Consider the following 22830-nt stretch of genomic DNA (forward strand, 5'->3'; position numbering starts at 1 on the left):
TGATAGACTGAAACATATATATATTGAAAGGATGATTGTGGTGGTGAAAGCAGATAAAGTTTCCTCCTGAATACAGTAAATCACATTCAGGAGGAGATAAAAATGTTTAAACAAATAGACGAAAATTATCCGAGAAAAGAGCACTTCCATCATTATATGAAGGTAACCCGATGCTCATATAGCCTGGTGATCAATCTAGACATCACGAAATTGCATTCAATTTTAAAAGAAAAAAAGCTAAAAGTATATCCTGTGCAAATTTATTTGTTAGCAAGGGCTGTGCAAAAAATACCGGAGTTTCGGATGGACCTAGTGAATGATGAACTTGGTCATTGGGAACTTCTCCATCCTAGTTATACGATTCTAAATAAAGAAACAAAGACATTTTCAAGTATTTGGACGCCTTATGACGAAAACTTTGCTCGGTTTTATAAAAGCTGTGTAGCTGATATTGAAGCTTATAGCGAAAGTAACAAACTATTTCCGAAACCTCATATGCCAGAAAATATGTTCAATATTTCAAGCCTGCCTTGGATTGATTTTACTTCTTTTAACCTTAATGTATCTACAGATGAAACTTATTTGCTGCCGATATTTACGCTAGGCAAATTTAAGGTGGAAGAAGGAAAAATCATCTTGCCAGTCGCCATTCAAGTACATCATGCTGTTTGTGACGGCTTTCATGCCGGTCAATATGTGGAATATTTGAGGTGGCTTATAGAACATTGTGAAGAGTGGTTAAACGAGTCATTGTATAATTAATTTTCAAAAGGTGAAAAAGGCAGACTTTTGCAGAGTCTGCTTTTCCGTTGTGAGAAGAAATGTGTAAATCGCAGTTACTCAATTGTTCTTTTTGCGGTTTCTTTTCGGTGCTTTGAAAACTTATACATGTGATAATAAATGTAATATAAGGGAAATTAGTGGAAGGGGAATAAGGGATGGAGAAAGTTATTTCTTCACATGTAGGTGTGAAAATAAATGAATGGTATAAAATGATTCGGCAATTCAGTGTACCTGATGCAGAGATTTTGAAAGCTGAGGTCGAACAAGAAATTGAGCGAATGGAAGAGGATCAAGACCTACTCATTTATTATCAATTAATGTGTTTTCGACATCAGCTTATGCTTGATTATATTAAACCTTCAGAAAAGCGATCGCCTTCTGTTTCTGATTTGGTTGATAAAATTGAAAACTCAAATCATCAACTTTCTGGTATGTTGCAATACTATAATGCGTTTTTTAGAGGAATGTATGAGTTTAGTAAGAAAGAATACATACAGGCTATTCAATATTATAAGATCGCTGAAAGGCAGCTCGCATTGGTTGTCGATGATATTGAGCAAGCGGAGTTTCACTTCAAGGTGGCTGAAGCCTACTATATTATGAAACAAACTCATGTTTCTATGCATCATATTATAAAGGCCTTAGACATCTATAAGCAGCATGAACAATATAAAGTTCGCCAAATACAAAGCTTGATTGTTATTGCAGGAAATTATGATGATTTCAAGCGATATGACAAGTCATTAGAGCATCTAAATACAGCTTTTTCTATAGCAGAAGAGCTCGCCGATAATATGTTAATTGCTAAAATTCTATTGAACATAGCGAATACATATGATCGACAACAAAAGTACACTGAAGCAATCATACGCTACAGAGAAGTTTTAGACATTATTACACCACGAAGTATTGATATAAAACCAATCACCCTATTTAGTTTAAGTTGGTCGTTGTATAAGTCTAGTCAACATGATGAAGCCGCTCCACTCGTAGAAGATGGTCTTAAGTGCTCCTTAGAGAGAAATGATTCGTTGTGTTTGATGTTATTTAAAGCTTTAAAAGCGATTTATATAAATGCTAATGAGAAAGCCATTCAAGAAGTGCTAGATTATTTTGAGGAAAAGCAACTATATGTCTATGTCGAGGCATTTGCTCAAAGTATAGGATTATCTTCTGAAAAAAAAGGGGACTTTGAAAAAGCTGCCGAATATTACAGAAAGGCTCTTAAAGCTCAAAATGATATTCAAAAAGGAGAGTGTCTGTATGATTATTAAAAAATTACTAGTCATTGTATCCATTGTATTGTTAAGTGTTTCAACAGCAGAAACTTTGAAAATCATTGGAACAAAATCAATTCGAAATACAACAATGGAGGAACAACAAAAATCAAATCGAAATACGACTATAATTGATCGAAATACAACCTCTGAAAACGTATAGACAAGATTAAAACAGACTTTAATAGTCTGTTTTTTTATGGAGTAGAATGAGCAAATGAATAGTTGGTCAATGTTATACTTATCTCAATAGACATAGGGAGGCATCCACTTTGAAGCCATTCTGGGAGAAAGAAGAAGAGAGTCCTTTCACGTTAGAAAAGATAGATGAGAAAAAAATTCGTGAAGCAGAGGGAAGACTTGGTGTCACTTTACCTGATACATATAAAAAGCTCATTTTAGAATGGAACGGTGGTTTTACAGTTCGTAATGCTTTTCCAACCGAAAAGCCGAATTCATGGGCAGATGACCATGTTCAATTTGACCATCTAAGAGGTATCGCCAAAGGTGATGGAATTATGACTAGCCCTCGGTTAAGTGATGAATTGGAGCTGCCTCAGGGACTTATTTTCATCAGCGGAGAAGGAGATACATGGATCGCAATGGATTATCGAGAAACTAAGGAACATCCGCCTATCCACTATTTTGATTTAGAAATGGGAGTCGATTTTAAGTTGGCGGATACTTTCGATGATTTTATTGAGCAGTTATATACAGCTGAAGACGCGATGGTCGAAGTAGTAGAGATTGATGAAGAATCCTCGGATTTGTATGTCAGTAAAGAGGAGCTTGAACAAATTTTTGAAAGACAAGACCTTCGTCAGCAGAATCTCTTTAAAATGGCACATTATCCGATGGAAGAAATTGAAGAGATTGAATGGTTTTTCGATCGTATGAAACAATGCATTCAACAGATAAAAGATCAGAATGTTTTGTATGAAGCGGCCAATACTGTTCACTCCATCCTTTTATTAAATCCAGATATGCCAAGGAATGATCGTATCAATCAAGAGCTGAAAGAAATAGCGGAGTTTCTAGAAAACAGTGGAGAGTCTCTTACCGTCCTTTTGGGAGAAGACGTTCATCCAGTAAAAACCATAGTAGACGAAGAAAAGCCCCTCAAAAGGGCTTTTAAAAATGTAGTTTAAGACCTCTTTTTATTTAAAGTTTTCATCATGAATAATGCTATATATGAAGCAATGAATGAGCCTAAAGTGTAAACAACTGACCATGCGTATGAAAAAGCAGGCGGGAGAACTTGGCCAGGAATGGATGAACATATAATAGAACTTCTGACTACAAGTGCGATCACTGTGGCCGAGTACGCACAGAGATCAGGATTAAAAGATATGCATGAAGCTGCAGCATACATGTTGGCAAACGAAAGTTAATCAATTAGAATGAATCCAAAAAAAAGCCCCTCAAAAGGGCTTTTTTAATTTAATTCATGAAAAAACTGTTTGAGTTGATCAATGAAAACGGATTTTGATTTTCCTTTTTTATAAATGAACTCGATATTGATATTGAAATTGATGGATGGATCGATTGAAATTTGTTTTAATGTTCCTTGTTCTACTTCATTTCTAACACAATGATGAGGTAGAAACGATAGCCCCATTCCTTGTAGCACTAAATTTTTTGCGGTTTCCATATGATCAACCTCAATGGAAATGTTCGGTGTGATGTTGTTTTTTTGAAATAATCGGTGAAGCATCAACCAATCAAATGACCCGTAGTCAAAGAAAATAAAAGGCTGTTCTTCTAGTTCTTTCATATTGATATTGTCAAGGCTGGCAAGCGGATGATGAGTTGGGACGAACAGCCCAATCGGATCGCTGAAAATAGGAATCGATTCAATTTGAGGATGTGTTTCAGTCCTGACAATGCCAAAGTCTACTTGATTGTTAATCACTTTTTGGACAACATCCTTTGAATGCCCTGTTACAATTTTTACTTTCAGGTTTTCGTATTTTTCTTTTAGGGCTGGCAATATGTTAGGCAATAGATTATTGGAAATAGAGGATGCGCATCCAATTGTCAATTCATAAGGGATCATCGTTTGTTTGAGACTATGCTTTGCTTCTTGATAAGAATGGAGAATCTTTTTGGCATGCGGGTAAAACTGTTCACCTTTTTCTGTCAGAGATAGTTTATTTCTCTGTCTATCAAATAATTTCAGATCTAATTCCTTTTCTAACGATTGAATACGTGCCGAAACAGAAGGCTGGGTTAAATACAGTGCTTCTGCAGCTTTATTGATACTGCCTAGCTGGCATACATAAATAAACGCTTCTATATTCTCAATATTCATGTTATCCCCTTATATGACGTTCTTTAAATGTTGAGTTTTTCAAGCTCATACACTAATTTTACAGCTTCTTTCGCCAAAATGACAGTAGGGTCAATCACTTTCACATCTTTAGTTGACCTTAGGACTAAAGGGATTTCTGTGCAGCCGGCAATGATGGCTTCTGCCCCTTGATTGATTAAAATTTCTGCAGCTAACGCCAATTCACTTTCGCCTTTACTTAATTTTCCTGCTTTTACCGCATATATCCCATTCATTACCTTTTTCTGAAGCTCTTCACTTGGGGTCATAACGTCAATCTTGTGATGAGCACAAGCCTTTTGGTAGAGCTTAGTTTTAAATGTGCCATCAGTACATAATAAGCCCACAGACGTATAGTGATGTTTGTTCAGGTGCTTTGCGGTTTCTAATGGCATATTCATGATAGGGATATGAGTGGATTGTTGTACGTTTTCTAAAAAGAAGTGAGCGGTATTGCATGCAATCAGAATAAAGTCCGCTCCTGCGCGTTCTAATCTTTTAGCTGATGCAATCATATATTCTGTAGGATCTTCGCCTTTCCCAAATATGGCGTTGGTTCTATCAGGAATTTGCGGATAATTATCAGCAATCACATGGAGATGATCCTGATCTTTTATCGCTGGAGTATGAGAAATGATTTTTTTCATCAAATCAATCGTTGCTAAAGGGCCCATCCCGCCCATAATTCCGATCGTTGTAGACATATACACCACCACATTTCTTTTTTTTCTATTATAAAAAAAGAAAGCATGGTGATCGTTATAGAAAAGTTCTATTTGTATATAGAAGGTTGATCAAAAACGCCTTTATCTGTTGAAGTATGAGTTGCAATCTATTCAAAAAACATTAGAAAAATTGAGAAAGGAGCAACCATATGAATTTCAATTTGAATGAAGCTTTAGATATGTTGAGTCGAACTCCTCACACGTTAGAAAGTCTTTTGTCGGGTTTATCGAAGGATTGGCTTCACAGCCGTGAAGGGGAGGGGACGTGGAATCCAGTTGAAGTCATTGAACATTTGATTGAAGCAGAGAAATTCAATTGGATTCCTCGATTAATGTGATTCTTGCTGATGGAGAGAATACACCATTTCCTGCGTTTGACCGCTACTCTCATTTGAACCAATCTGAAAGACAGATAGAACAAGCACTATCTGAGTTTCATCATGTGCGGATGGAGAATGTGGCATACATTCAGCGTATGACACATTCAGGTTTTGATTTAGAGAAAAAGGGCGTTCATCCGGAGTTTGGGGTCGTGCAAGTGAGCGAATTACTTTCTGCGTGGGTTGTCCATGACTTCACACATATGTCCCAGATTGTTCGGGTCATGGCGGAACGATATCGAGCCGATGTGGGTCCATGGAGCGCTTATTTAGGAATTTTGAATAAAAAATAATTGTTTAATGGTGCTTAGCGGCCCACTCAGATTGAAGCATGGCATATTGATATTCATCGACCCAATGCCCCTTCGACATATAATTTTGCAGCAAATGTCCTTCGCGTCTCATTTCTAAACGTTCCAGCACTCGAATCGATTTTTCGTTGCGCACATCTGTAAAGGCAATGATTTTATGTTTGCTTAGTGTTATAAAAATATATTCGAAAATTGCACTCAGAGCTTCATGAATATAGCCCATTCCTTGGTATTCAGGCGCGAGTGTAAAACCTATTTCAACAATTCTTGGCTCACTGTCAAGTGTATGAATGGCGCAATCTCCTATCAGCTGATTGGACTCAGATAAGGCAATAGCGTATTGAAACCATGTCCCCGGTTGATTAGGTTTTTGTGTCATTTGATGTTGAACAAATGATTCAGCATCTTCGTATGTGTAGTTTTCCCAGGATTGAAATTTTGCTATAGAAGGATTTGCTCGATATTGATAAAATGCTTCAATATCCTGCCTGTCAAATTGGCGAATAACAACCCGGTTTGTTCTTGTAAATATGCTGTTTTCATTCTTCATGTGTTTACCTCACTTTTTAGTTTGTTCTTGATTTGAAAAAGTCTATCAGCCATTCAGATAGCTGCTGTTGTGCTTTGCTGACAAATCGATCTGCATAATAAATTAATTCCAAGTGACGGACAGGTGCTGGCTCAGCAATAGGAATCGAAACAATATTTGGCCACGTCGAATGTTGTTTTAGTAATCCTCTTGGCTGAATGGTTGCGCCGATTCCCGCTTCAACCAGCTGCAATAGCGAAGATGCAGACCCAACCTCCATGGCAGTGTCCAGTTCAACACCCTGTTCTTTACATACGTCATCTACTAAATCCCTTCCTAGATATCCCTTCGGATACATGACCAACGCATGTTGAGTCAGCTCTTCTAAAGTCACTTCACTCTTTTGGGCCAAATCACTTTCTGAATGAACAAATAATTCGTAGGGTTCACTACCAAGTGGAATTTGAACGAGACGCTTATCCGCAGGCCCTCGCAGTCCGATGCCGAGGTCTACTTTATGTGAAAGGACTTCTTCACGAACGAAGATATTTGAATATGCCTTCAGATTGGTTTCGGGATAAAGGGTTTTAAATTCTACAAAAAGTGGAACCAGCTGAAAATCAAGATCGGATGGGAGTACTGCGAGACGAACGGTTCCTCGTTTTTCTGATAATAGTTCTTTCATCGCATTTTTTGCATCTCTCTCAGCTTGAAGCATTTTCATGCCATATTGATAAAGCAGCGAACCAGCTTCGGTAGCAACGACTTTTTTGCCGATTCGATCAAAGAGCGGCATCCCAACTTCTGCTTCAAGCAGTCGAATTTGCTGGCTAAGTGTAGGTTGTGATATGCCTAGCTGCTCAGCAGCTTTTGTAAAATGCAAATGATTGAATACAGCCATAAAATAGGTAATATGCCGGGTATCCATATGTCTTCCTTTCGTAAATGATAGTTTTCTCCTATCATCATAATACGAATTATTGTATTGATCAATGAATGCAGCAGATTTATACTCAAAGTAACCTTAACAAGATGAGAGAGAAAGAAGGGTATTGATGAAAAAAATATATTATTTAGCCGCTTTATTTTTAGCGGCATTAAACTTACGTCCGATCATTACTTCCGTAGCTTCCATGATGAGCATGATCCAATCAGAGCTTGGCGTAAACGCACTGACAGCAAGTCTTTTGACCACTTTGCCTGTTCTTTGTATGGGAATATTTGCTCCTGTTGCGACGATACTCAGCCGGCGTTTTGGTTTAGAAAGAACGCTGTTTTTCTCAATTCTGCTGATCACGATTGCCACCGCACTGCGTGGTACAAGCCAATCGGTTGCTATCCTGCTCATGACTGCGTTTGCAGGAGGTGTTGGGATTAGCTTCGCGGGTCCTTTATTGTCTAGCTTTATTAAAAAATATTTCCCGAGAAATCCTGGTATCGTCAGTGTGTATTCAATTTCAATGACGATAGGTGCAGCGCTCGCTTCCGGCTTTACCATTCCAATTTATTTACGTAGCCAGCATCATCTTCCATTTGCATTGTCCTGCTGGGCGATTCTAGGGGTGATTGCCCTTATTCTATGGGTCGGTTTAGTTCGCAAAAATGAGCAGAGTGATCATGTAACTTTGCCGTTAAAATTGCCGCTGAGAAATAAAAAGGCCATTCAATTCACCTTGTTCTTTGGTTTTATGTCCAGTATGTTTTATTCTTTGACGGCATGGATTTCACCGATTGCACTTAGCTTTGGAAACAGTCCGCAATATGCTGCTATGCTATTGACCATATTTACACTCATTCAGATACCGGTGGCACTACTCGTTTCAGCGGTCGTTACTCGATTAGGAAAACCGAAATTATTTCTCATCTTATGCAGTCTGTCTGAACTCATTGGACTTATCTTTCTTCTTCTGCCAATGCCGATCTTGCCAGCCGTCATTTTCCTAGGTATGGGTGCAGGTGGATTATTTCCTTTAGCGCTTATGCTCCCGATTATGGAGACGAGTACTCCGGAGGAAGCTGGAACCTGGTCCGCGATGTCGCAGATGGGCGGGTACATCGTGGGTGGATTCGGTCCGTTTTTCATTGGCTTGGTTTTCGATCTAAGCGGACATTTTTATGCTTCCATTGTGGCAATGCTTGTCATCGTCTCGCTGATGATTGGCGTTCAGTTATCAATGAAACTTGGTAGAAAAGCAGGAGAAGTGTCGAGTTAAATAATGCTGCTTCACATTTCAATAAAAACGGGGGAATTCTATTGCTCATTCGAGAAGCAAAAACGATCGATTATCCACAATTAAGGCAAATCTATTTAGAATCAAGGCGCCAGAGCTTTCACTGGCTCAATCCAGGAGACCTCAATCTGCAAGATTTTGATCAAGATACGCAGGAAGAGCAAATTTTCTTAGCTGAGGAGAACAATAAAATCCTTGGATTCATTTCTCTATATGTACCAGATCGTTTTATTCATCTCTTGTTTGTACATCCTGAAGCTGCTGGTCAAGGGGCAGGCGATCTGCTGCTCAAACAAGCGATAAAAGTTTTGGGAACACCAGTCACCCTCAAATGCGTCTCTGAAAATCACAAAGCTTTATCTTTTTATCAAAAAAGAGGCTGGAAGGCTGTTGTAGAAGAAGGAGAAACTGGGGCGGAATACTGGGTGCTTATTTATGAATAGAAGTCTTTTTATCTTATCATTCACAGGGCCCTTTATAGGGCCTTTTTGCGGTTTCTTTTCGGTGTCGAATGGTTCATAAAATGATAATATATGTAATTATAGGGAAAATAGAGGAAGGGGTAAGGGCTGATGGAGAAATTGCTTTCTTCTCACGTCGGTTTGAAAATCAATGAATGGTATTATCATATTCAAAGATTTAACGTACCGGACGCCGAAGCATATAAAGAGGAAATCAAATCAATGCTTGATCATATGGAAGAAAATCAAGATTTATTATTGTATTTCTCACTCATGGAGTTCAGACATAAATTAATGCTTGATTACTTGAATCCTTTAGAAAATGGGAAAGAGCGGGCCAACTTCAAGGAGCTCGCAATGAAGATCAAAAGGGACCAAGAGAAATTAACAGGATTACTCGAGTATTACTTCAATTTTTTCTACGGCATGTATGAATTTGAAAACTATGAATACCTAAATGCGATTACCTTCTATAAACGGGCAGAAAAAAAGCTGTCTCTTGTCAGTGACGATATTGAACGGGCCGAGTTCAATTACAAGATGGCTGAAATCTATTACCACATGAAACAAACCCACATGTCTATGCACCATATCGCACAGGCGATACAATGTTATCGAGAAAAAGATACATACACTGTAAGAGAAATACAATGTTCTTTTGTGATCGGATTAAACTATATAGATATGGGCTGCCCCGAAAAAGCAATACCCCATTTTCAACACGCACTAGAAAAAGCCGCCGACAACTCAACCAAACGATTAAAAGGATCAGCACTCTATAATTTAGGGTTGAGTTATTTCCATCACAATGAAATAGCCCAAGCAATTATACATTTTAATGACTCAATTCGAGCATTTAGAGAGCAGGGATACGAACATTTAAATAGAATCTTAGACCCGCTCATTATGTTGTCAAAAGCCTATTTCAAAAAGAAAGAACAGGATTTAGGTATATATGCTTTAAATAACGGAATAGAACTATCTGAAAAGCTGAAAGACCATGTGCTGTTATTGATATTCAAATTTTTAAGGTCACTATACGTTGACAACAACTTTGATCAATTGGAAAAGATAATGGAATTGCTAGAAATAAAGTCAATGTATCCTGATCTTGAAGATTTAGCCAAAGATGCTGCAAAATATTATAATGAGATGGGAGATAAAGACAATGCGATGCATTTCTATGAAAAGATTCTTTATTTCCAAACTCAAGTGAAACGGGGGGACTGTCAGTATGAAATTTAAAACGTTATCAGTCGTATTTGTGATGATCAGTGTCATCAGTATTGTTGGTTATTTTACATCTGAAGTGACAGCAAGTCATGATGAAGCTAGGAGAGGTCATACTGCAAGTATCGGTTATACTGCTTAAATAAAAAGCCCCTTAAGGGCTTTTTATTAAGTTTATCTCATGCATTTAAATGATTTAGGATTGCTTGCTTTAAATATCGATACTGATCCTCATTCGTATCTTCAAATGCTTCTTCTCGATTTGAAGGTACATCCATATAAACGATTTCCTCCGAGAATTGTGAAGAAGTAAAGTCGATTCTTGTTCCATTCACTACGTTGTAAAAGTGCCATCCATCGGGTAATGCGGTTTTGTTTATCCGCCTAAAAGATCATGGACGACTAAAGAAGTGACACCGCATTGTCCATTGGCCGGGTTGTCTTTACTCCATTTTGAACTATCGAGAGGACCAGGCTTTAAAAAGAGCATCAATGATTTCGTCTTTCGTGTAGAGGTTCATCATAAAAATCCTTTCTATTTAAAAGCGAAATGAATATAGTATCTGTTTAGTCTATAGTAGATTTTTTTTCGATCAAAATCCAGATGCTATACTTGATTAAACCAATATAACAATGAGGGTCATGACAGGAGAAGCATGGAGTGATATTCATCATAGGCATTGTCATCGCTTTTATTGTTGCTATTTTAGGCTTTACTATTTTCGTAGATATAGGTAATAGGCTGGGAACGGTTTTTAGCATCATCGGTGCAATGGTCATTTTATGGATAGCGGGTAGGCTGCAAAGGCAAAAAGAAAAGAATGATCCAAATATATTATTAGATAAAATGATAATGCTTTTTCAAGAAGACGGGATTCAGGCTTCAACATACCTCTTTTCACAAAATGTGGATAAAGGCTTTGCGATTGATGATGAGCGAAAGGTAATACGCTTTATTACACATCAACCTGGCGGCTTATCTCGAAAATTCAAGTTTGAAGTCACTGAGCTTTCCTTGAAAGAGTTGAAACAAGTTGACATGTTAGAAGATGGTGTGCCGATTGAACAATCTGTTGAGACTGATAATAATGAAGAGATCTCGACACTTGAATTGAGATTAACGATGAATGATCAGGAATCATCAACGATCACGATCACCTTCCTGCAATTTGATGTGCCAGTTCGTAAGAGCGACGCCGAATATTTAACTGAACGAGAAAACCTGGAGGAGATTTATCATGAAATTGATTCAATGATGAAATCTGCGGTTTAATAAATGACTGTTCATAAAGAAGAAATCACCATTTGAGGTGGTTTCTTTTTTTTATGTCCATCAAGACAAAAGCTGGTTCAATCATTGCGGTTGAATGTTTTTCTCAAAAATGAATAAAGATAGACTAGACACGAAAACGAACATTGATATCGAAATGACTGGAGGAAACATACATGCAAAAGCTTTGCAGGGAAGTCTGGATCGAGGTCAATCTTGACGCGATTAAAAGAAATATCGAAGCCATTCAAGCGCATATTCCAAGGAAAAGTAAGATCATGGCTGTCGTAAAGGCAAATGCTTATGGACACGGTTCAGTTGAAGTTGCGCGGCAGGCGCTAGAAAGCGGTGCGACAGAGCTTGCGGTTGCCAGCTTGGAAGAAGGCATTGTATTGCGGAGAGCAAAAATTGAAGCACCGATTCTGGTCCTTGGATTTACCCCGCTCGACTGTGTGAAAAGGGCTGCAGCCTGGAGAATTGACCTCTCTGGCCTTCGAGAAGACTGGATTGTTCAAGCAAATGAGATCTTAGCGGAAGAAGAAAGTCAGCATCGCCTGGGGATTCATGTCAATGTCGATACAGGGATGGGACGATTAGGTGTACGGACAAAGGAAGAGCTGTTAGAGGTGGTGGAGGCGCTTGAAAAGAGTGAAAACCTGAGGTGGGATGGAATATTTACGCATTTCTCTACTGCGGATGAGCCTGACCCTGATTTCACACTGCTGCAGCACAGCATTTTTATTGATTTTCTTCGTTTCTTAAAAAAACAAGGCATTTCACTGCCCACGGTACATATGAACAATACAGCGGCTGCCATCGCGTTTCCTGAATTTAGCGCAGATATGATAAGGCTCGGCATCGGACTTTATGGACTGTATCCTTCGCAATACATTGAAAGCTTAGACGCTGTTCAGCTAGAGCCCGCTCTCAGTTTAAAAGCAAGGATTGCATTCGTGAAAGAAATGGTGACAAAGCCAAGGACCGTCAGCTATGGGGCAACCTATGTAGCAAAACCTGATGAAGTGATAGCAACCATACCAATCGGTTATGCAGATGGGTACTCACGCGCTTTATCCAATCGAGGATTTATGCTTTTCCGCGGAAAGCGAATGCCGATTGCTGGCCGCGTCACCATGGATATGACGATGATCAGTTTAGGAGAAATGAAAGCAAAGCAAGGCGAGGAAGTCGTTATTTACGGCCGTCAAAAGGGCGGAGAAATTTCTGTCGATGAAATCGCCGAAATGCTTAATACAATCAACTACGAAGTCATCGCCACCTTAAGCCGCCGCGTCCCAAGATTTTACCGTCGAGGCGGAAAGATTATTAAAATATCGACGCCGGTGATGTATGTGTGAGGATTTCATCAAGAAAATGGATCAATAATAACCTTTAATGATAAAAAAAGTAAAAATAAGACGATATAAGGATAGGATGTCATAAACTGGAGGAAGTAAACATAAAAAAAAGGTTTTTACTATTTATCTTGGTACTTCTTTTAATAAGTACCATTAATCCATTCAAAGCGAATGCAGCTGAAAATTCAACTGGATGGACAAAACGAGCTGATTTACCAGAAGAACGTATTAATGCTGGGGTAGGTGTAATAGATGGAAAGATTTATGTGTTTGGTGGAGCAAGTGAAAAAAATAAGTTAAATAATCAAACATTTATGTATGATCCTAAGAAAGATGTTTGGGAAGAAAAAGCTAGTATGCCGAGAAACAGAACAGGCGGTACATATGCTGCAGTTGGTAAAAAAATCTATCTTATAGGTGGAATAAACGAAGAGACAAATGTAGCTTATAATACGATTGATATTTATGATGCAGAGCTTGATCAGTGGGCTGAAGAACCGATTCAAATTCCAAGAGACCCTGTTTTTTCAACTTATAGCAAGGGAACTTTGTACGCAGTGGCAGTATATATTGTATCTTCAAAAACTCTTATAAAAATAATGTCTATCAATTCAACACTGCCACTGGTGAATAGAAGAGCTTGAACTCATCGACTTTACCATCTCGAAATGGGAGAGCCATTTCTGCAATTGACGGCAAAATATATGTTGCAGGTGGAGAAAATTCGATTGGGCATAGTAGAGAAAGATCTTTGTTCCAGTATGATATTTCAACAGATAAATGGAGTAAATTAAAAGATAGTGACTTAACTTCATATGTATTTGAACCAGCCTATGAAACATATAATGGGAAATTCTTCGTTATTGGTGGACAGCGGACTGGTGATCGTTCAAGTGAATTGCTGAATAAAGTTAAAATTTTCAATCCGAAAGATGGTCAATTTAAAAATTCAGCGTATGATTTACCAGAAGGTAGAGTATCAGCTGTCGCAGCAATTGTTGAGGATCAATTGTATGTCATTGGCGGACGTGACTACTCATATTATATGGGGAATTTTTCTGCAAAAAGTGATTACAAATCAGTGATTTCTATTCCATTAAGTGACTTGCAAATAACTGAAGATGAAGCAAAGCCAGATGAAGATGCAACAGAAGAACCAAAAGATCAGGACGGAACAAAATCTGGAGAAGAAACTGCGAAAGGTATACTTTCTATTACCATGATCAATGGACTGCAAAAGGATTATCTGCTTTCAATAAAAGAAATCAACGATTTTCTTAAATGGTACAAAGAAAGAAGCTTTGGAATTGGTATGAACTTCTATGAAATCAATGATGAACACAATAAAGGTCCTTTCACAAGTAAGAAGGATTATGTCGTGTACCAAAATATCTTAATGTTTGATATCAAGCAATATTGATATTCATAGATTTTGTAAAGCTGCTGATTATAGATCAGCAGCTTTTATTTTTATAGAATTGTCAAAGTTAGGATCAACGTCATGAAAAAATACGATATTTTTTTAAAAATCTGCTAAACATCCTATAAACACATCCGATAATAGAATTGTCAGGGTTGATAAGCCCTAGAATAAAGGACTTTTTTCAGACAAGGACGTCTGTCAGGTCCCACATACATGGAGGTAATAGGAAATGAGAATTAACCACAATATCGCAGCACTTAACACATTAAACCGTTTGTCTGCAAACAACGGTGCAAGCCAAAAGAACATGGAGAAACTTTCTTCTGGTCTTAAAATCAACCGTGCAGGAGATGACGCAGCAGGTCTAGCAATCTCTGAAAAAATGCGTGGACAAATCCGCGGATTAGAAATGGCTTCTAAAAACGCACAAGACGGTATCTCTCTTATCCAAACAGCTGAAGGTGCATTGACTGAAACTCACTCAATCCTTCAACGTGTTCGTGAACTAACTGTTCAAGCGGGTAACACTGGTACTCAAGATGCAACAACAGATCTTAAAGCTATCCAAGATGAAATTGATAACCTTCTTGATGAGGTAGATGGAATTTCTGAACGTACTGCGTTCAATGGTAAAAAATTACTTGATGGTTCGGCTACAACTGGATTCACTTTCCAAATCGGTGCTAATAAGTCTCAACAATTAGATGTAACTATTGGAGATATGAGTACTGATGGTCTTGCAATGTTAAAAACAGATTATGTTGTTACTTTAGCTACTAAAGCTAACACTGATGCTCTTTTAGATAAAGTTGATGCAGCAATCAATACTGTTTCTTCTGAGCGTGGTAAACTTGGTGCAGTCCAAAACCGTCTAGAGCACACTATCAACAACCTTGGTGCTTCTGGTGAAAACTTAACAGCTGCTGAGTCTCGTATCCGTGACGTTGACATGGCGAAAGAAATGAGTGAGTTCACTAAGAACAACATTCTTTCTCAAGCGTCTCAAGCAATGCTTGCACAAGCGAACCAACAGCCACAAAACGTACTTCAATTACTACGTTAATGAAAGGCCCCTTTATGGGGCTTTTTTTTATGCTTTATTCTTCGCGTTTTCTCCAGTCTTATGATTCTTAAACCCCTGTTATAAATCATGAAAAATGACCTTTAAATTTGGCATACTCTAGCGAAACGATCATAGTGAATGAGACTTTATCCTTATTTATTCCTTTTTTGTTAAACATATTCCATTTAAGTTCGATAAATGGATTGTAAGGCTTACAAAAAAATTCTAATTTAGAACTTTTGGATAAGGACGTCCAATTGGTTCAAACACACGGAGGTCATTTAACATGAGAATTAACCACAATATCGCAGCACTTAACACATTGAACCGTTTGTCTGCAAACAATGGAGCAGGGCAAAAGAACATGGAAAAGCTTTCTTCTGGTCTTCGAATCAACCGTGCAGGAGATGACGCAGCAGGTCTTGCCATCTCTGAAAAAATGCGTGGACAAATCCGCGGATTAGAAATGGCGTCTAAAAACGCACAAGATGGTATTTCTCTTATTCAAACAGCTGAGGGTGCATTAACTGAAACACATGCGATTCTTCAACGTATGCGTGAATTGACAGTTCAAGCGGGTAACGTTGGGACTCAACAAACAGAAGATTTAACAGCTATTCAAGAAGAACTCGATGCTTTGGTTGAGGAAATTGATGGTATTTCTCAGCGTACAGCATTTAACGGAAAGCAACTGTTGGATGGTACTGTTGAGGATGGATTCCAATTTCAAATTGGAGCGAACATTGAGCAAAATATCAATGTAAAGATTGGTAAAATGGACGCTGAAACATTGACTGTCAAAGATATTAAAGTAAATGAAGAAGGCTTTAACTTTGACACTGAAGTAGCAAAAATCGACGTAGCAATCGGCGCTGTATCTAAACAGCGTTCAGCTCTTGGTGCAGTCCAAAACCGTCTAGAGCACACAATCAATAACCTTGGTGCTTCTGCTGAAAACTTAACAGCTGCTGAGTCTCGTATTCGTGACGTTGACATGGCGAAAGAAATGAGTGAGTTCACAAAGAACAACATTCTTTCTCAAGCTTCTCAAGCAATGTTAGCGCAAGCAAACCAACAGCCGCAAAACGTACTTCAATTATTACGTTAATGAAAAAGCCCCCTTTAAAGGGGCTTTCAGCTTGTAGACAAACCCTCGCATTCGTTGTCAGTCCTGTGCGCTGGTGCTCACGAATGTTAAATTCGCTCCGCGCCAGTGCTCGTCCTTCCTAGACTGCAAAGGGTTTCTATCACGCTGAAAAGAAGACAAAGGGCTTTGTCAACAATCTAAAACGAATCCAAGAGGGATTCGTTTCAGCGTGTAGACAAACCCTCGCATTCTTTGTCAGTCCTGCGTGCTGGTGCTCACGAATGTCAAATTCGCTCCGCGCCAGTACTCGTCCTTCCTAGACTTCAAAGGTTTTCTATCACGCTGAAAAGAAGACAAAGGGCTAAAATCAAGATCATTTTAGCCCTTTGTCAACAATCTGAAACGAATCCAAGAGGGATTCGTTTTTTTTTATTTTCTTTTGTTCCGATCAAAGCGATAATCGTATGTTTCTCCCTTTACCACATTTAAAAATTCATGCCCAATTTGAACAAGCTGTCCATTTTTCCATTTGATGAGAGGGTCTTTGTCAGGATATTTCCAGTAAATCGTTTTCTTTCGGTGGGTGAGTTTGTTTTCAATTTCTGCTCTAACTGCGTTCTCCTTTAGTTTCCCACCGCTATGTCGATAGGTGTTGATGATATATGTTCCGTCAGGTGATGTCATCGAGCGGATAAAGGTTCCGTGAGATACGCCTTGAAGAGAAAAGCATTTCCAGTAAATGATGCCAGCGAAGCTAAGGATTAAGATGATAAGGGTGATGGTGGTTTTCTTTTTTAACATGAATTCCTCCAGATGTAGATCACAATATTTCTAATTTATGAGAGAGAATGCAAAAAGATTCATATAGTCCAAAAGTTCTATTCATTTCAATTATCGGTCATTTTTTCTCAAAATTCAACAGATAGCCGAAAAGATAAGGAAAATTTAAGGATGTATTAAGTCGATAGGTCATGCGAAATCCCTTTACAAAAGAATTTAAGATCAGTAGACTTATGCTCATATAGAGAAATGGGGAAGATGGGATGACGCAAATCATTGATACATATCAAAGTTATGAAGAGCTTTCCGCTCATGAAAGAGAAGGAGTCGATTATCAAATTCTTCACGAGCGGAAAGGTGATCAGCTTTTGGTTTTGTCCCCTCATGCTGGGGGAATTGAATCTGGCGTGAGTGAGCTCATTCATGAAATCGCAAGTGATCATTCTATGTATTTATTTGAAGGCCTCAAAGTGAAAGGCAATCATGTGCTTCACATTACAAGCACACGTTTCGATGAGCCGGTCTGCCTTTCTCTAGTGCATACCCATCATTACACGTTTGCGCTCCATGGCTACGGGGAAACGGAGGTGCTACAAACATTAGTGGGCGGGACAGACAGAGAAAAAGCGGCAGAAACAGTGAAACGTTTAACGCTTAATGGATTTCCTGCGGTGCTGTTATCTGAATCTGATCGCTATTCTGGAACACATCCTGACAATATTAATAATCAATGTCTGACCGGAAAAAGTGTACAACTTGAAATCAGTCAGGCGCAAAGAAGAGCATTCTTTCAAGACTTCAGACGGCGCTATCGCCGTGAAACACAAAATGAGCAATTTTATCGGTACACAAATGTACTCAAGCAAGTATTAAACCTTTATGAATAAACCTCACGTTTGATAAACAGCTTCTTTTTCCGCGACCTTCTCGGCTTTCATTAAATAAGATGTAAACTCTTGTTGGAAGCGAATGCCTGCTTTCCGCTGTTCGAACAAGGCGAGCCGCTTTTCAGCGAAAGCCCAGGTGACATGAAATGTTTGCGCAATGTGCAAAATGGCTTGCTGCCGAAGGTTTGGAAGCTTCATTTTCATCAGCATAAAGGTCGGCACACAAAAGTGATACATGAATTGTTTAGCCTGAAACTCTTGCAGTTCTCGAAAGAGTTTGTGCATCTTGAAATGATTGCCTGCATGCTTCAGCACATGACAAAGCTCGTGGGCAAAATCCTGCCATTGTTCTTCTGACGATAGAGATCTGTTTAATATAATACTGTAAAGACCTTGATGTTTGATCATCATGCTGCCAGTATCCTCATAGTGGACCCATACATGAAATTCAGAAGCGATCCTTTGCATGTCTCTATAAGCAGGACCGCTTATTTGTAATTTGGCATATAACCGCTTAATCTCTTCTTCTAAATGGGTTAAAAAACCAGTCATTTAAAAACCTCCAAGCAAACATATGTTCTGTTTTTGGCATAAAAGAAAAGTCCATATAGGACTAAATAGCTAATGAAGCTATTACTTACTTTTAATATCGGCTTATTTTTAACAATTTTAACATAAAATCAAGGAAAAATGGAATTAATTCCTGTTTTTTTCTTCATTTTTGCGTTTTCCATTACTAAATAGAGTGGATTGAATTCAAATCTTACCATAGTCTTATCACTAAAACAAACCCAAGTTGTCTTACGAACGCCACCAATTGATGAGAAAGATCAATTCAATTTTTCAAAAGGGAGTGCAGAACATGGTAAAAATTTATCAAGATTTTATTCCAGTTGGAAACGGGAACCGTCCAGGATACGCCATGACACCGTTGTATGTGACGGTGCATAACACAGCAAACACGTCAAAGGGAGCGGATGCGAAAAGTCATGCGGCATATGTGAAACGCCCAACGACAGCGGAAAGCTGGCACTTTACAGTGGATGATCATGAAATCTTTCAGCATCTGCCGTTAAATGAAAATGGCTGGCATGCAGGGGACGGACATGGAAATGGGAACAGAAAGTCGATCGGCATTGAAATTTGTGAAAATGAAGATGGGAATTTCCAGCAAGCGGTTAAACATGCGCAATGGCTCATCCAAAAGCTGCTGAAAGAACATCATATTCCACTAGCGAATGTGGTCACACATCAACACTGGTCTGGAAAAGCATGTCCGCGCCTGCTTCTCGCTACATGGGATGAATTCAAAAAAGGAATTGAAACAGCAGGAGACCCTGAGTCGGTCATCACGTATGTCGTTAAAAGCGGGGATACGTTAACGAGTATTGCCAAATCTCATGACGTCACAGTTCAAGATCTACAGAAGTGGAATAACATTAGCGACCCGAACAAGATTCAAATTGGACAGGTTCTCAAAATTTATCAAAACGATGGAAAAATGATGTATGAGCTGCCAGATGGGATTTTAAAGGTGACTTCGCCTCTAACGAAGGGAGAGCACGTACGCCTCGTCCAAAAAGCGCTTGCTGCTGTTTACTTTTATCCTGATAAATCGGCTGCAGATAAAGGAATCGATGGTGTTTACGGGGAAAAAACGGCGAATGCCGTAGCGCGCTTTCAGCTGGTGAACGGGCTGACGAGTGATGGGGTATACGGACCTAAAACGAAGGAGAAGCTGCTTAAACTGTTAAATCAGTGAGTGTTTCTGTTTGTACGATTGGATGGCTGTTTCACTTTTTTCAATTAATCGCCGAGTATATGGGGAAGGCTGATATTCGGCAAACTGAACATATCTCAGTTGTTTGATTTTCTTTTTCATTTTGGCACCTCAATCGTTGCAGCGTATAGTGTATTGTATGCAGGTCTATGTAAAAATGGAATCAGGACGCGGATTTCGTTCCGCGTCCTTTAGTGTAATCAAGCCTTTTTATTTTTATACTCATCCAGAAGCTGTTCATTCTTTTTAAAAATTCGCTCAGTATGGGGGCTTACCTTATAATCGGCCATGCTGATATGGCGCTTTTTCTTTAAAATCTTAAAAGGGTTTTTCTTAGGATTGTTGTTATCCCCTTGAAGTGCGTGGTCCATCTTCATCACCTTCCTCTTCGTCAGGCAAGATTAGGTCATAAATTGTTGTCAGTGATGTCATTAATAAATAGTCGAACTCCGTGACAATCTCATCGGAGGTGAGCTTAATGACAAAATGAGCATCTGCTACAGAAAATGGGATGAGCACCAAATGACCGAAATCATCGTAATATACTTCCTGCCTGTCAAGCTTCGCCTGAATAAGAGCCCGCTGGTCAAGTGTCCGAAGCAGGTCGTCTTTTTGTTCCTGCATATCGTATGGACAAAGCACCGCTTGAATATTCATCTTGTCGGCAAAAGAATAAATCAGCCGCTCAATTCCCTCTATATATGCCTCTACACTTCCATAATATACATGGATCGGTTCATTTTTCAATAGGTATTGGTACGTTTTTAGTTTATTGAGGTAAGAATGAAGCAGATCGTTATTTTGTTCAAGGAGTTGATGGGTGTCGGTTTCCAGCTCATGATTTCCGAGTTTCTTAATATAGGAGCTAAGAAAGATGAAAGCATCGGTTAATGCGAAAAATACGGCAATGATCAAGTAGTGCATCCAATCGGTGAAGATAGAAGAAGGGTCATTTGTCCAGTACACAACAGCACCCGCTACATAAATCCAATACCACGTTTTACGAATGGCAAACATCTTTTCTTTTACTTTTTGTTCAAAGCGCCAAACCGCAAATACATACACAGCAAGAGCACCTAGCAATAACCATACAGTCAATTGAAAAAATAATAGCATGTTCTTCTCTCCCATAGACAGATGAATACTTGTTTATTTCTATGGATATGATTGGAAACCCTGCTTCATGAAAAAATGTCCTGCAGGAAAAGGGCATTTAAGTGTGCGGGCAAATAAAAAAAGACCTGTCTGACAGGTCTTTGATATTAGAGAATCGCATTTAAAACAAAGTATACAAGAGCACCTAGAGTTCCTGAAATCGGTAAAGTAATCACCCAAGTGACAAGCATACGTTTTGCCGTACCCCAGTTAACCCCTTTGACTCTGTGTGCAGAACCTACACCTAGAATAGAAGATGAGATAACGTGAGTCGTACTAACAGGTAAGTGAATAAACGTCGCACCGAAGATAATAGCTGCACCTGTTAAGTCGGCAGATACTCCGTTTACTGGACGAATTTTCATAATTTTACCGCCGACTGTTTTGATAATCTTCCAGCCGCCGATAGAAGTACCGAGTCCCATTGCAAGCGCACAAGAGAATTGTACCCAAAAAGGAATGTCGTCTGTTGTATGCAAATTACCTGCAATTAAAGCCATTGTAATAATTCCCATCGCTTTTTGCGCATCGTTTGTCCCATGAGTATACGATTGCAGTGCAGCCGTTAAAATTTGAACACGTCGGAATTGTTTATTTGTTTTTGCGAGATTGTTGTTTCTAAATATAATTTTGATAATGGTATACACGATATATCCCAATACGAAAGCTAGGATAGGTGAAAGCAAAAGTGCTTGAATGATTTTAATGAATCCCGAATAGTTTAAAGCGCCAAAACCGGCAGAAGCAATAACCGCTCCTGCAATTGATCCGATTAATGCATGTGAAGAACTACTCGGAATCCCGTAATACCAAGTAAGCAAGTTCCATGTGATGGCCGCAATTAAAGCAGCCAAGATCACAACAGAGCCGTTTTGAAGTGTAAATGGATCTGCGATATCTTTTGTAATGGATTTTGCCACACCTGTAAATGTCATTGCTCCTAAGAAGTTCATGAACGCTGCCATGATGATCGCATGTCTAGGCTTTAATGCCTTCGTTGAAACTGAAGTCGCAATGGCATTTGCTGTATCGTGGAACCCGTTAATGAAATCAAAAGCAAGTGCACAAATGACAATAAGTATGGTAAGGATGAGTAATGTGTCCATGTTTAACTAACCCCGTTACGCATTCTTCATAATGATTGTTTCTAGATTGTTGGCAACACTTTGACAGGAATCAGCGATTTCTTCAAGTGTTTCGTAAATTTCTTTGTATTGAATCACTTTAATTGGATCTGTTTCTTTTCCAAACAAGTTCTTTAATGATTTACGATGAAGATTGTCACAATTATGTTCAATCTCTTTGATCTTGATTGCGTGCGGATGAATATCTTTCAAGCGATTTTCAGCTAGTAGATCAATTGTGATTAAAATTTCTTTTGCACACTCTCTGATGTAGTGGCTGAATTTGTCGATATGTTCGTCAGAGCTTGTAATTGAGTAAATTTCTAATGTTGCGGAAAAATGCTCAATTCCATCTAAAACATCATCGAGGCTATTCGTCAATTGAAGAATGTCTTCACGTTCAATCGGTGTAATAAAGGCTTTGTTCAGCTCTTTAATCATGGTATGAACATGATTATCACCTTTTGTCTCATATTCCTTCAATGTGTCAGAAAATTCTTTCAGAGTGGTTTGATTTGTTACTTTATAGCTAACAAAATACTCAGCAGTTTCATCTAAATTTTTAGCAATTTCCGTTAACAAGACGGAAAACTTGTCTTTTTTCCTTTTTAACATGTAAAAACCCTCCATTGTATAAATGAGACAAT

At 38.7% G+C, this 22830-nt stretch carries 25 protein-coding genes and 4 pseudogenes; 17 read left to right on the forward strand and 12 right to left on the reverse strand.

All coding sequences use genetic code 11. From position 1 onward, the window contains the following. Nucleotides 1-102: 102 nt before the first annotated feature. The 5 genes and pseudogenes from catA to M1D81_RS06200 all read left to right on the forward strand — a co-directional run. Nucleotides 103-762, forward strand: a complete 660-nt coding sequence (gene catA / locus M1D81_RS06180; protein WP_456265296.1) for a type A chloramphenicol O-acetyltransferase — start codon at nucleotides 103-105, stop codon at nucleotides 760-762. Between the two features lie 176 nt (nucleotides 763-938). After that, entirely contained in the window at nucleotides 939-2057 is a 1119-nt protein-coding gene (locus tag M1D81_RS06185) for a response regulator aspartate phosphatase (RefSeq protein WP_456265295.1), read from the forward strand. Then, nucleotides 2047-2223, forward strand: coding sequence for a hypothetical protein (locus tag M1D81_RS06190; RefSeq protein WP_034621741.1), 177 nt, complete (start codon nucleotides 2047-2049; stop codon nucleotides 2221-2223). The genes M1D81_RS06185 and M1D81_RS06190 overlap by 11 nt, the downstream gene beginning before the upstream one ends. Before the next feature lie 109 nt (nucleotides 2224-2332). After that, complete coding sequence (locus tag M1D81_RS06195) at nucleotides 2333-3208, forward strand: SMI1/KNR4 family protein (RefSeq protein ID WP_456265294.1); 876 nt, start codon at nucleotides 2333-2335, stop codon at nucleotides 3206-3208. An 81-nt stretch (nucleotides 3209-3289) separates the two neighbouring features. Further along, a pseudogene (locus M1D81_RS06200) lies at nucleotides 3290-3451 on the forward strand (macrolide 2'-phosphotransferase); the annotation flags it as partial. Between the two features lie 44 nt (nucleotides 3452-3495). Here the strand turns inward: M1D81_RS06200 and M1D81_RS06205 are convergent. Both M1D81_RS06205 and cuyB read right to left on the reverse strand, forming a co-directional pair. Then, the gene (locus M1D81_RS06205; RefSeq protein WP_024424981.1) at nucleotides 3496-4371 is read right to left on the reverse strand and encodes a LysR family transcriptional regulator; all 876 of its coding nucleotides are present in this window, start codon (nucleotides 4369-4371) and stop codon (nucleotides 3496-3498) included. Between the two features lie 23 nt (nucleotides 4372-4394). Continuing rightward, nucleotides 4395-5093 carry a cysteate racemase gene (cuyB, locus tag M1D81_RS06210; protein ID WP_456265293.1) on the reverse strand — a complete coding sequence of 233 codons (699 nt, stop codon included), beginning with the start codon at nucleotides 5091-5093 and terminating at the stop codon, nucleotides 4395-4397. 170 nt (nucleotides 5094-5263) lie between these two features. On the opposite strand from cuyB, the pseudogene M1D81_RS06215 reads away from it, so the two are divergent. Continuing rightward, nucleotides 5264-5787, forward strand: a pseudogene (locus M1D81_RS06215) (DinB family protein). Nucleotides 5788-5791: 4 nt separating this feature from the next. On the opposite strand, the gene M1D81_RS06220 reads toward M1D81_RS06215, so the two are convergent. Together M1D81_RS06220 and M1D81_RS06225 are read right to left on the reverse strand one after the other, a co-directional pair. Beyond that, nucleotides 5792-6355: a GNAT family N-acetyltransferase gene (locus M1D81_RS06220; protein WP_456265292.1), complete on the reverse strand. Its 564-nt coding sequence runs from the start codon at nucleotides 6353-6355 to the stop codon at nucleotides 5792-5794. Nucleotides 6356-6371: 16 nt separating this feature from the next. After that, nucleotides 6372-7262, reverse strand: coding sequence for a LysR family transcriptional regulator (locus tag M1D81_RS06225; RefSeq protein ID WP_135031994.1), 891 nt, complete (start codon nucleotides 7260-7262; stop codon nucleotides 6372-6374). Nucleotides 7263-7389: 127 nt separating this feature from the next. On the opposite strand from M1D81_RS06225, the gene M1D81_RS06230 reads away from it, so the two are divergent. The 4 genes from M1D81_RS06230 (at nucleotide 7390) to M1D81_RS06245 (ending at nucleotide 10398) form a co-directional block, all read left to right on the forward strand. Continuing rightward, entirely contained in the window at nucleotides 7390-8547 is a 1158-nt protein-coding gene (locus M1D81_RS06230) for an MFS transporter (protein WP_456265291.1), read from the forward strand. 41 nt (nucleotides 8548-8588) lie between these two features. After that, nucleotides 8589-9008, forward strand: a complete 420-nt coding sequence (locus tag M1D81_RS06235) for a GNAT family N-acetyltransferase (RefSeq protein ID WP_212053334.1) — start codon at nucleotides 8589-8591, stop codon at nucleotides 9006-9008. Between the two features lie 129 nt (nucleotides 9009-9137). Next, nucleotides 9138-10271: a response regulator aspartate phosphatase gene (locus M1D81_RS06240; RefSeq protein WP_456265290.1), complete on the forward strand. Its 1134-nt coding sequence runs from the start codon at nucleotides 9138-9140 to the stop codon at nucleotides 10269-10271. Further along, the gene (locus M1D81_RS06245) at nucleotides 10261-10398 is read left to right on the forward strand and encodes an aspartate phosphatase (protein ID WP_095408252.1); all 138 of its coding nucleotides are present in this window, start codon (nucleotides 10261-10263) and stop codon (nucleotides 10396-10398) included. The genes M1D81_RS06240 and M1D81_RS06245 overlap by 11 nt, the downstream gene beginning before the upstream one ends. Before the next feature lie 37 nt (nucleotides 10399-10435). Here M1D81_RS06245 and M1D81_RS06250 read toward each other — a convergent pair. Next, nucleotides 10436-10777 (reverse strand): annotated as a pseudogene (locus M1D81_RS06250) (YunG family protein). A gap of 140 nt (nucleotides 10778-10917) precedes the next feature. Between M1D81_RS06250 and M1D81_RS06255 the strand changes: the two are divergent. The 5 genes and pseudogenes from M1D81_RS06255 (at nucleotide 10918) to hag (M1D81_RS06275) (ending at nucleotide 16478) form a co-directional block, all read left to right on the forward strand. Further along, the gene (locus tag M1D81_RS06255; RefSeq protein WP_456265289.1) at nucleotides 10918-11529 is read left to right on the forward strand and encodes a GlsB/YeaQ/YmgE family stress response membrane protein; all 612 of its coding nucleotides are present in this window, start codon (nucleotides 10918-10920) and stop codon (nucleotides 11527-11529) included. A 173-nt stretch (nucleotides 11530-11702) separates the two neighbouring features. Next, nucleotides 11703-12884 (forward strand): alanine racemase, encoded by a 1182-nt coding sequence (gene alr / locus M1D81_RS06260; RefSeq protein ID WP_456265288.1) that lies wholly within the window; start codon nucleotides 11703-11705, stop codon nucleotides 12882-12884. Between the two features lie 101 nt (nucleotides 12885-12985). Continuing rightward, nucleotides 12986-14304 (forward strand): annotated as a pseudogene (locus tag M1D81_RS06265) (Kelch repeat-containing protein). A gap of 232 nt (nucleotides 14305-14536) precedes the next feature. Continuing rightward, the gene (gene hag / locus M1D81_RS06270) at nucleotides 14537-15370 is read left to right on the forward strand and encodes a flagellin Hag (protein ID WP_456265287.1); all 834 of its coding nucleotides are present in this window, start codon (nucleotides 14537-14539) and stop codon (nucleotides 15368-15370) included. 286 nt (nucleotides 15371-15656) lie between these two features. Next, nucleotides 15657-16478, forward strand: a complete 822-nt coding sequence (gene hag, locus M1D81_RS06275; RefSeq protein WP_024424967.1) for a flagellin Hag — start codon at nucleotides 15657-15659, stop codon at nucleotides 16476-16478. A gap of 408 nt (nucleotides 16479-16886) precedes the next feature. On the opposite strand, the gene M1D81_RS06280 is transcribed toward hag (M1D81_RS06275), so the two are convergent. Next, a complete protein-coding gene (locus M1D81_RS06280) occupies nucleotides 16887-17258 on the reverse strand; it encodes a DUF5412 domain-containing protein (protein ID WP_456265285.1) in 372 nt (123 codons plus the stop codon). A 242-nt stretch (nucleotides 17259-17500) separates the two neighbouring features. Between M1D81_RS06280 and M1D81_RS06285 the strand changes: the two genes are divergently transcribed. Continuing rightward, nucleotides 17501-18124: a poly-gamma-glutamate hydrolase family protein gene (locus tag M1D81_RS06285; RefSeq protein ID WP_456265284.1), complete on the forward strand. Its 624-nt coding sequence runs from the start codon at nucleotides 17501-17503 to the stop codon at nucleotides 18122-18124. A 3-nt stretch (nucleotides 18125-18127) separates the two neighbouring features. Here M1D81_RS06285 and M1D81_RS06290 read toward each other — a convergent pair whose 3' ends face one another. Next, the gene (locus M1D81_RS06290) at nucleotides 18128-18676 is read right to left on the reverse strand and encodes an ImmA/IrrE family metallo-endopeptidase (RefSeq protein ID WP_456265283.1); all 549 of its coding nucleotides are present in this window, start codon (nucleotides 18674-18676) and stop codon (nucleotides 18128-18130) included. A 310-nt stretch (nucleotides 18677-18986) separates the two neighbouring features. On the opposite strand from M1D81_RS06290, the gene M1D81_RS06295 reads away from it, so the two are divergent. Continuing rightward, on the forward strand, nucleotides 18987-19886 hold the full coding sequence (locus tag M1D81_RS06295; RefSeq protein ID WP_456265282.1) for an N-acetylmuramoyl-L-alanine amidase: 900 nt from the start codon (nucleotides 18987-18989) through the stop codon (nucleotides 19884-19886). Here M1D81_RS06295 and M1D81_RS06300 read toward each other — a convergent pair. From M1D81_RS06300 to M1D81_RS06320, 5 genes are all read right to left on the reverse strand, one after another. Continuing rightward, the gene (locus tag M1D81_RS06300; protein ID WP_258954603.1) at nucleotides 19875-20006 is read right to left on the reverse strand and encodes a hypothetical protein; all 132 of its coding nucleotides are present in this window, start codon (nucleotides 20004-20006) and stop codon (nucleotides 19875-19877) included. The genes M1D81_RS06295 and M1D81_RS06300 overlap by 12 nt on opposite strands. A 98-nt stretch (nucleotides 20007-20104) precedes the next feature. Then, nucleotides 20105-20275, reverse strand: coding sequence for a type II toxin-antitoxin system SpoIISB family antitoxin (locus tag M1D81_RS06305; protein ID WP_024424961.1), 171 nt, complete (start codon nucleotides 20273-20275; stop codon nucleotides 20105-20107). Next, a complete protein-coding gene (locus tag M1D81_RS06310; protein ID WP_024424960.1) occupies nucleotides 20250-21020 on the reverse strand; it encodes a type II toxin-antitoxin system SpoIISA family toxin in 771 nt (256 codons plus the stop codon). Before M1D81_RS06310 ends, M1D81_RS06305 begins: the two co-directional genes overlap by 26 nt. Nucleotides 21021-21166: 146 nt before the next feature. Continuing rightward, nucleotides 21167-22165 carry an anion permease gene (locus M1D81_RS06315; protein WP_456265281.1) on the reverse strand — a complete coding sequence of 333 codons (999 nt, stop codon included), beginning with the start codon at nucleotides 22163-22165 and terminating at the stop codon, nucleotides 21167-21169. Between the two features lie 15 nt (nucleotides 22166-22180). Next, nucleotides 22181-22798: a DUF47 domain-containing protein gene (locus M1D81_RS06320; protein WP_024426775.1), complete on the reverse strand. Its 618-nt coding sequence runs from the start codon at nucleotides 22796-22798 to the stop codon at nucleotides 22181-22183. Nucleotides 22799-22830: the final 32 nt, after the last annotated feature.

The organism is Bacillus sp. JZ105, from assembly GCF_053903125.1.

Bases quoted from the DNA above. Each gene is read 5' to 3' on its own strand.
- catA (WP_456265296.1), top strand. From the start codon at position 103: ATGTTTAAACAAATAGACGAAAATTATCCGAGAAAAGAGCACTTCCAT.
- M1D81_RS06185 (WP_456265295.1), top strand. From the start codon at position 939: ATGGAGAAAGTTATTTCTTCACATGTAGGTGTGAAAATAAATGAATGG.
- M1D81_RS06190 (WP_034621741.1), top strand. From the start codon at position 2,047: ATGATTATTAAAAAATTACTAGTCATTGTATCCATTGTATTGTTAAGT.
- M1D81_RS06205 (WP_024424981.1), bottom strand. From the start codon at position 4,371: ATGAATATTGAGAATATAGAAGCGTTTATTTATGTATGCCAGCTAGGC.
- cuyB (WP_456265293.1), bottom strand. From the start codon at position 5,093: ATGTCTACAACGATCGGAATTATGGGCGGGATGGGCCCTTTAGCAACG.
- M1D81_RS06220 (WP_456265292.1), bottom strand. From the start codon at position 6,355: ATGAAGAATGAAAACAGCATATTTACAAGAACAAACCGGGTTGTTATT.
- M1D81_RS06225 (WP_135031994.1), bottom strand. From the start codon at position 7,262: ATGGATACCCGGCATATTACCTATTTTATGGCTGTATTCAATCATTTG.
- M1D81_RS06230 (WP_456265291.1), top strand. From the start codon at position 7,390: ATGAAAAAAATATATTATTTAGCCGCTTTATTTTTAGCGGCATTAAAC.
- M1D81_RS06240 (WP_456265290.1), top strand. From the start codon at position 9,138: ATGGAGAAATTGCTTTCTTCTCACGTCGGTTTGAAAATCAATGAATGG.
- M1D81_RS06245 (WP_095408252.1), top strand. From the start codon at position 10,261: ATGAAATTTAAAACGTTATCAGTCGTATTTGTGATGATCAGTGTCATC.
- alr (WP_456265288.1), top strand. From the start codon at position 11,703: ATGCAAAAGCTTTGCAGGGAAGTCTGGATCGAGGTCAATCTTGACGCG.
- hag (WP_456265287.1), top strand. From the start codon at position 14,537: ATGAGAATTAACCACAATATCGCAGCACTTAACACATTAAACCGTTTG.
- hag (WP_024424967.1), top strand. From the start codon at position 15,657: ATGAGAATTAACCACAATATCGCAGCACTTAACACATTGAACCGTTTG.
- M1D81_RS06280 (WP_456265285.1), bottom strand. From the start codon at position 17,258: ATGTTAAAAAAGAAAACCACCATCACCCTTATCATCTTAATCCTTAGC.
- M1D81_RS06285 (WP_456265284.1), top strand. From the start codon at position 17,501: ATGACGCAAATCATTGATACATATCAAAGTTATGAAGAGCTTTCCGCT.
- M1D81_RS06290 (WP_456265283.1), bottom strand. From the start codon at position 18,676: ATGACTGGTTTTTTAACCCATTTAGAAGAAGAGATTAAGCGGTTATAT.
- M1D81_RS06295 (WP_456265282.1), top strand. From the start codon at position 18,987: ATGGTAAAAATTTATCAAGATTTTATTCCAGTTGGAAACGGGAACCGT.
- M1D81_RS06300 (WP_258954603.1), bottom strand. From the start codon at position 20,006: ATGAAAAAGAAAATCAAACAACTGAGATATGTTCAGTTTGCCGAATAT.
- M1D81_RS06305 (WP_024424961.1), bottom strand. From the start codon at position 20,275: ATGGACCACGCACTTCAAGGGGATAACAACAATCCTAAGAAAAACCCT.
- M1D81_RS06310 (WP_024424960.1), bottom strand. From the start codon at position 21,020: ATGCTATTATTTTTTCAATTGACTGTATGGTTATTGCTAGGTGCTCTT.
- M1D81_RS06315 (WP_456265281.1), bottom strand. From the start codon at position 22,165: ATGGACACATTACTCATCCTTACCATACTTATTGTCATTTGTGCACTT.
- M1D81_RS06320 (WP_024426775.1), bottom strand. From the start codon at position 22,798: ATGTTAAAAAGGAAAAAAGACAAGTTTTCCGTCTTGTTAACGGAAATT.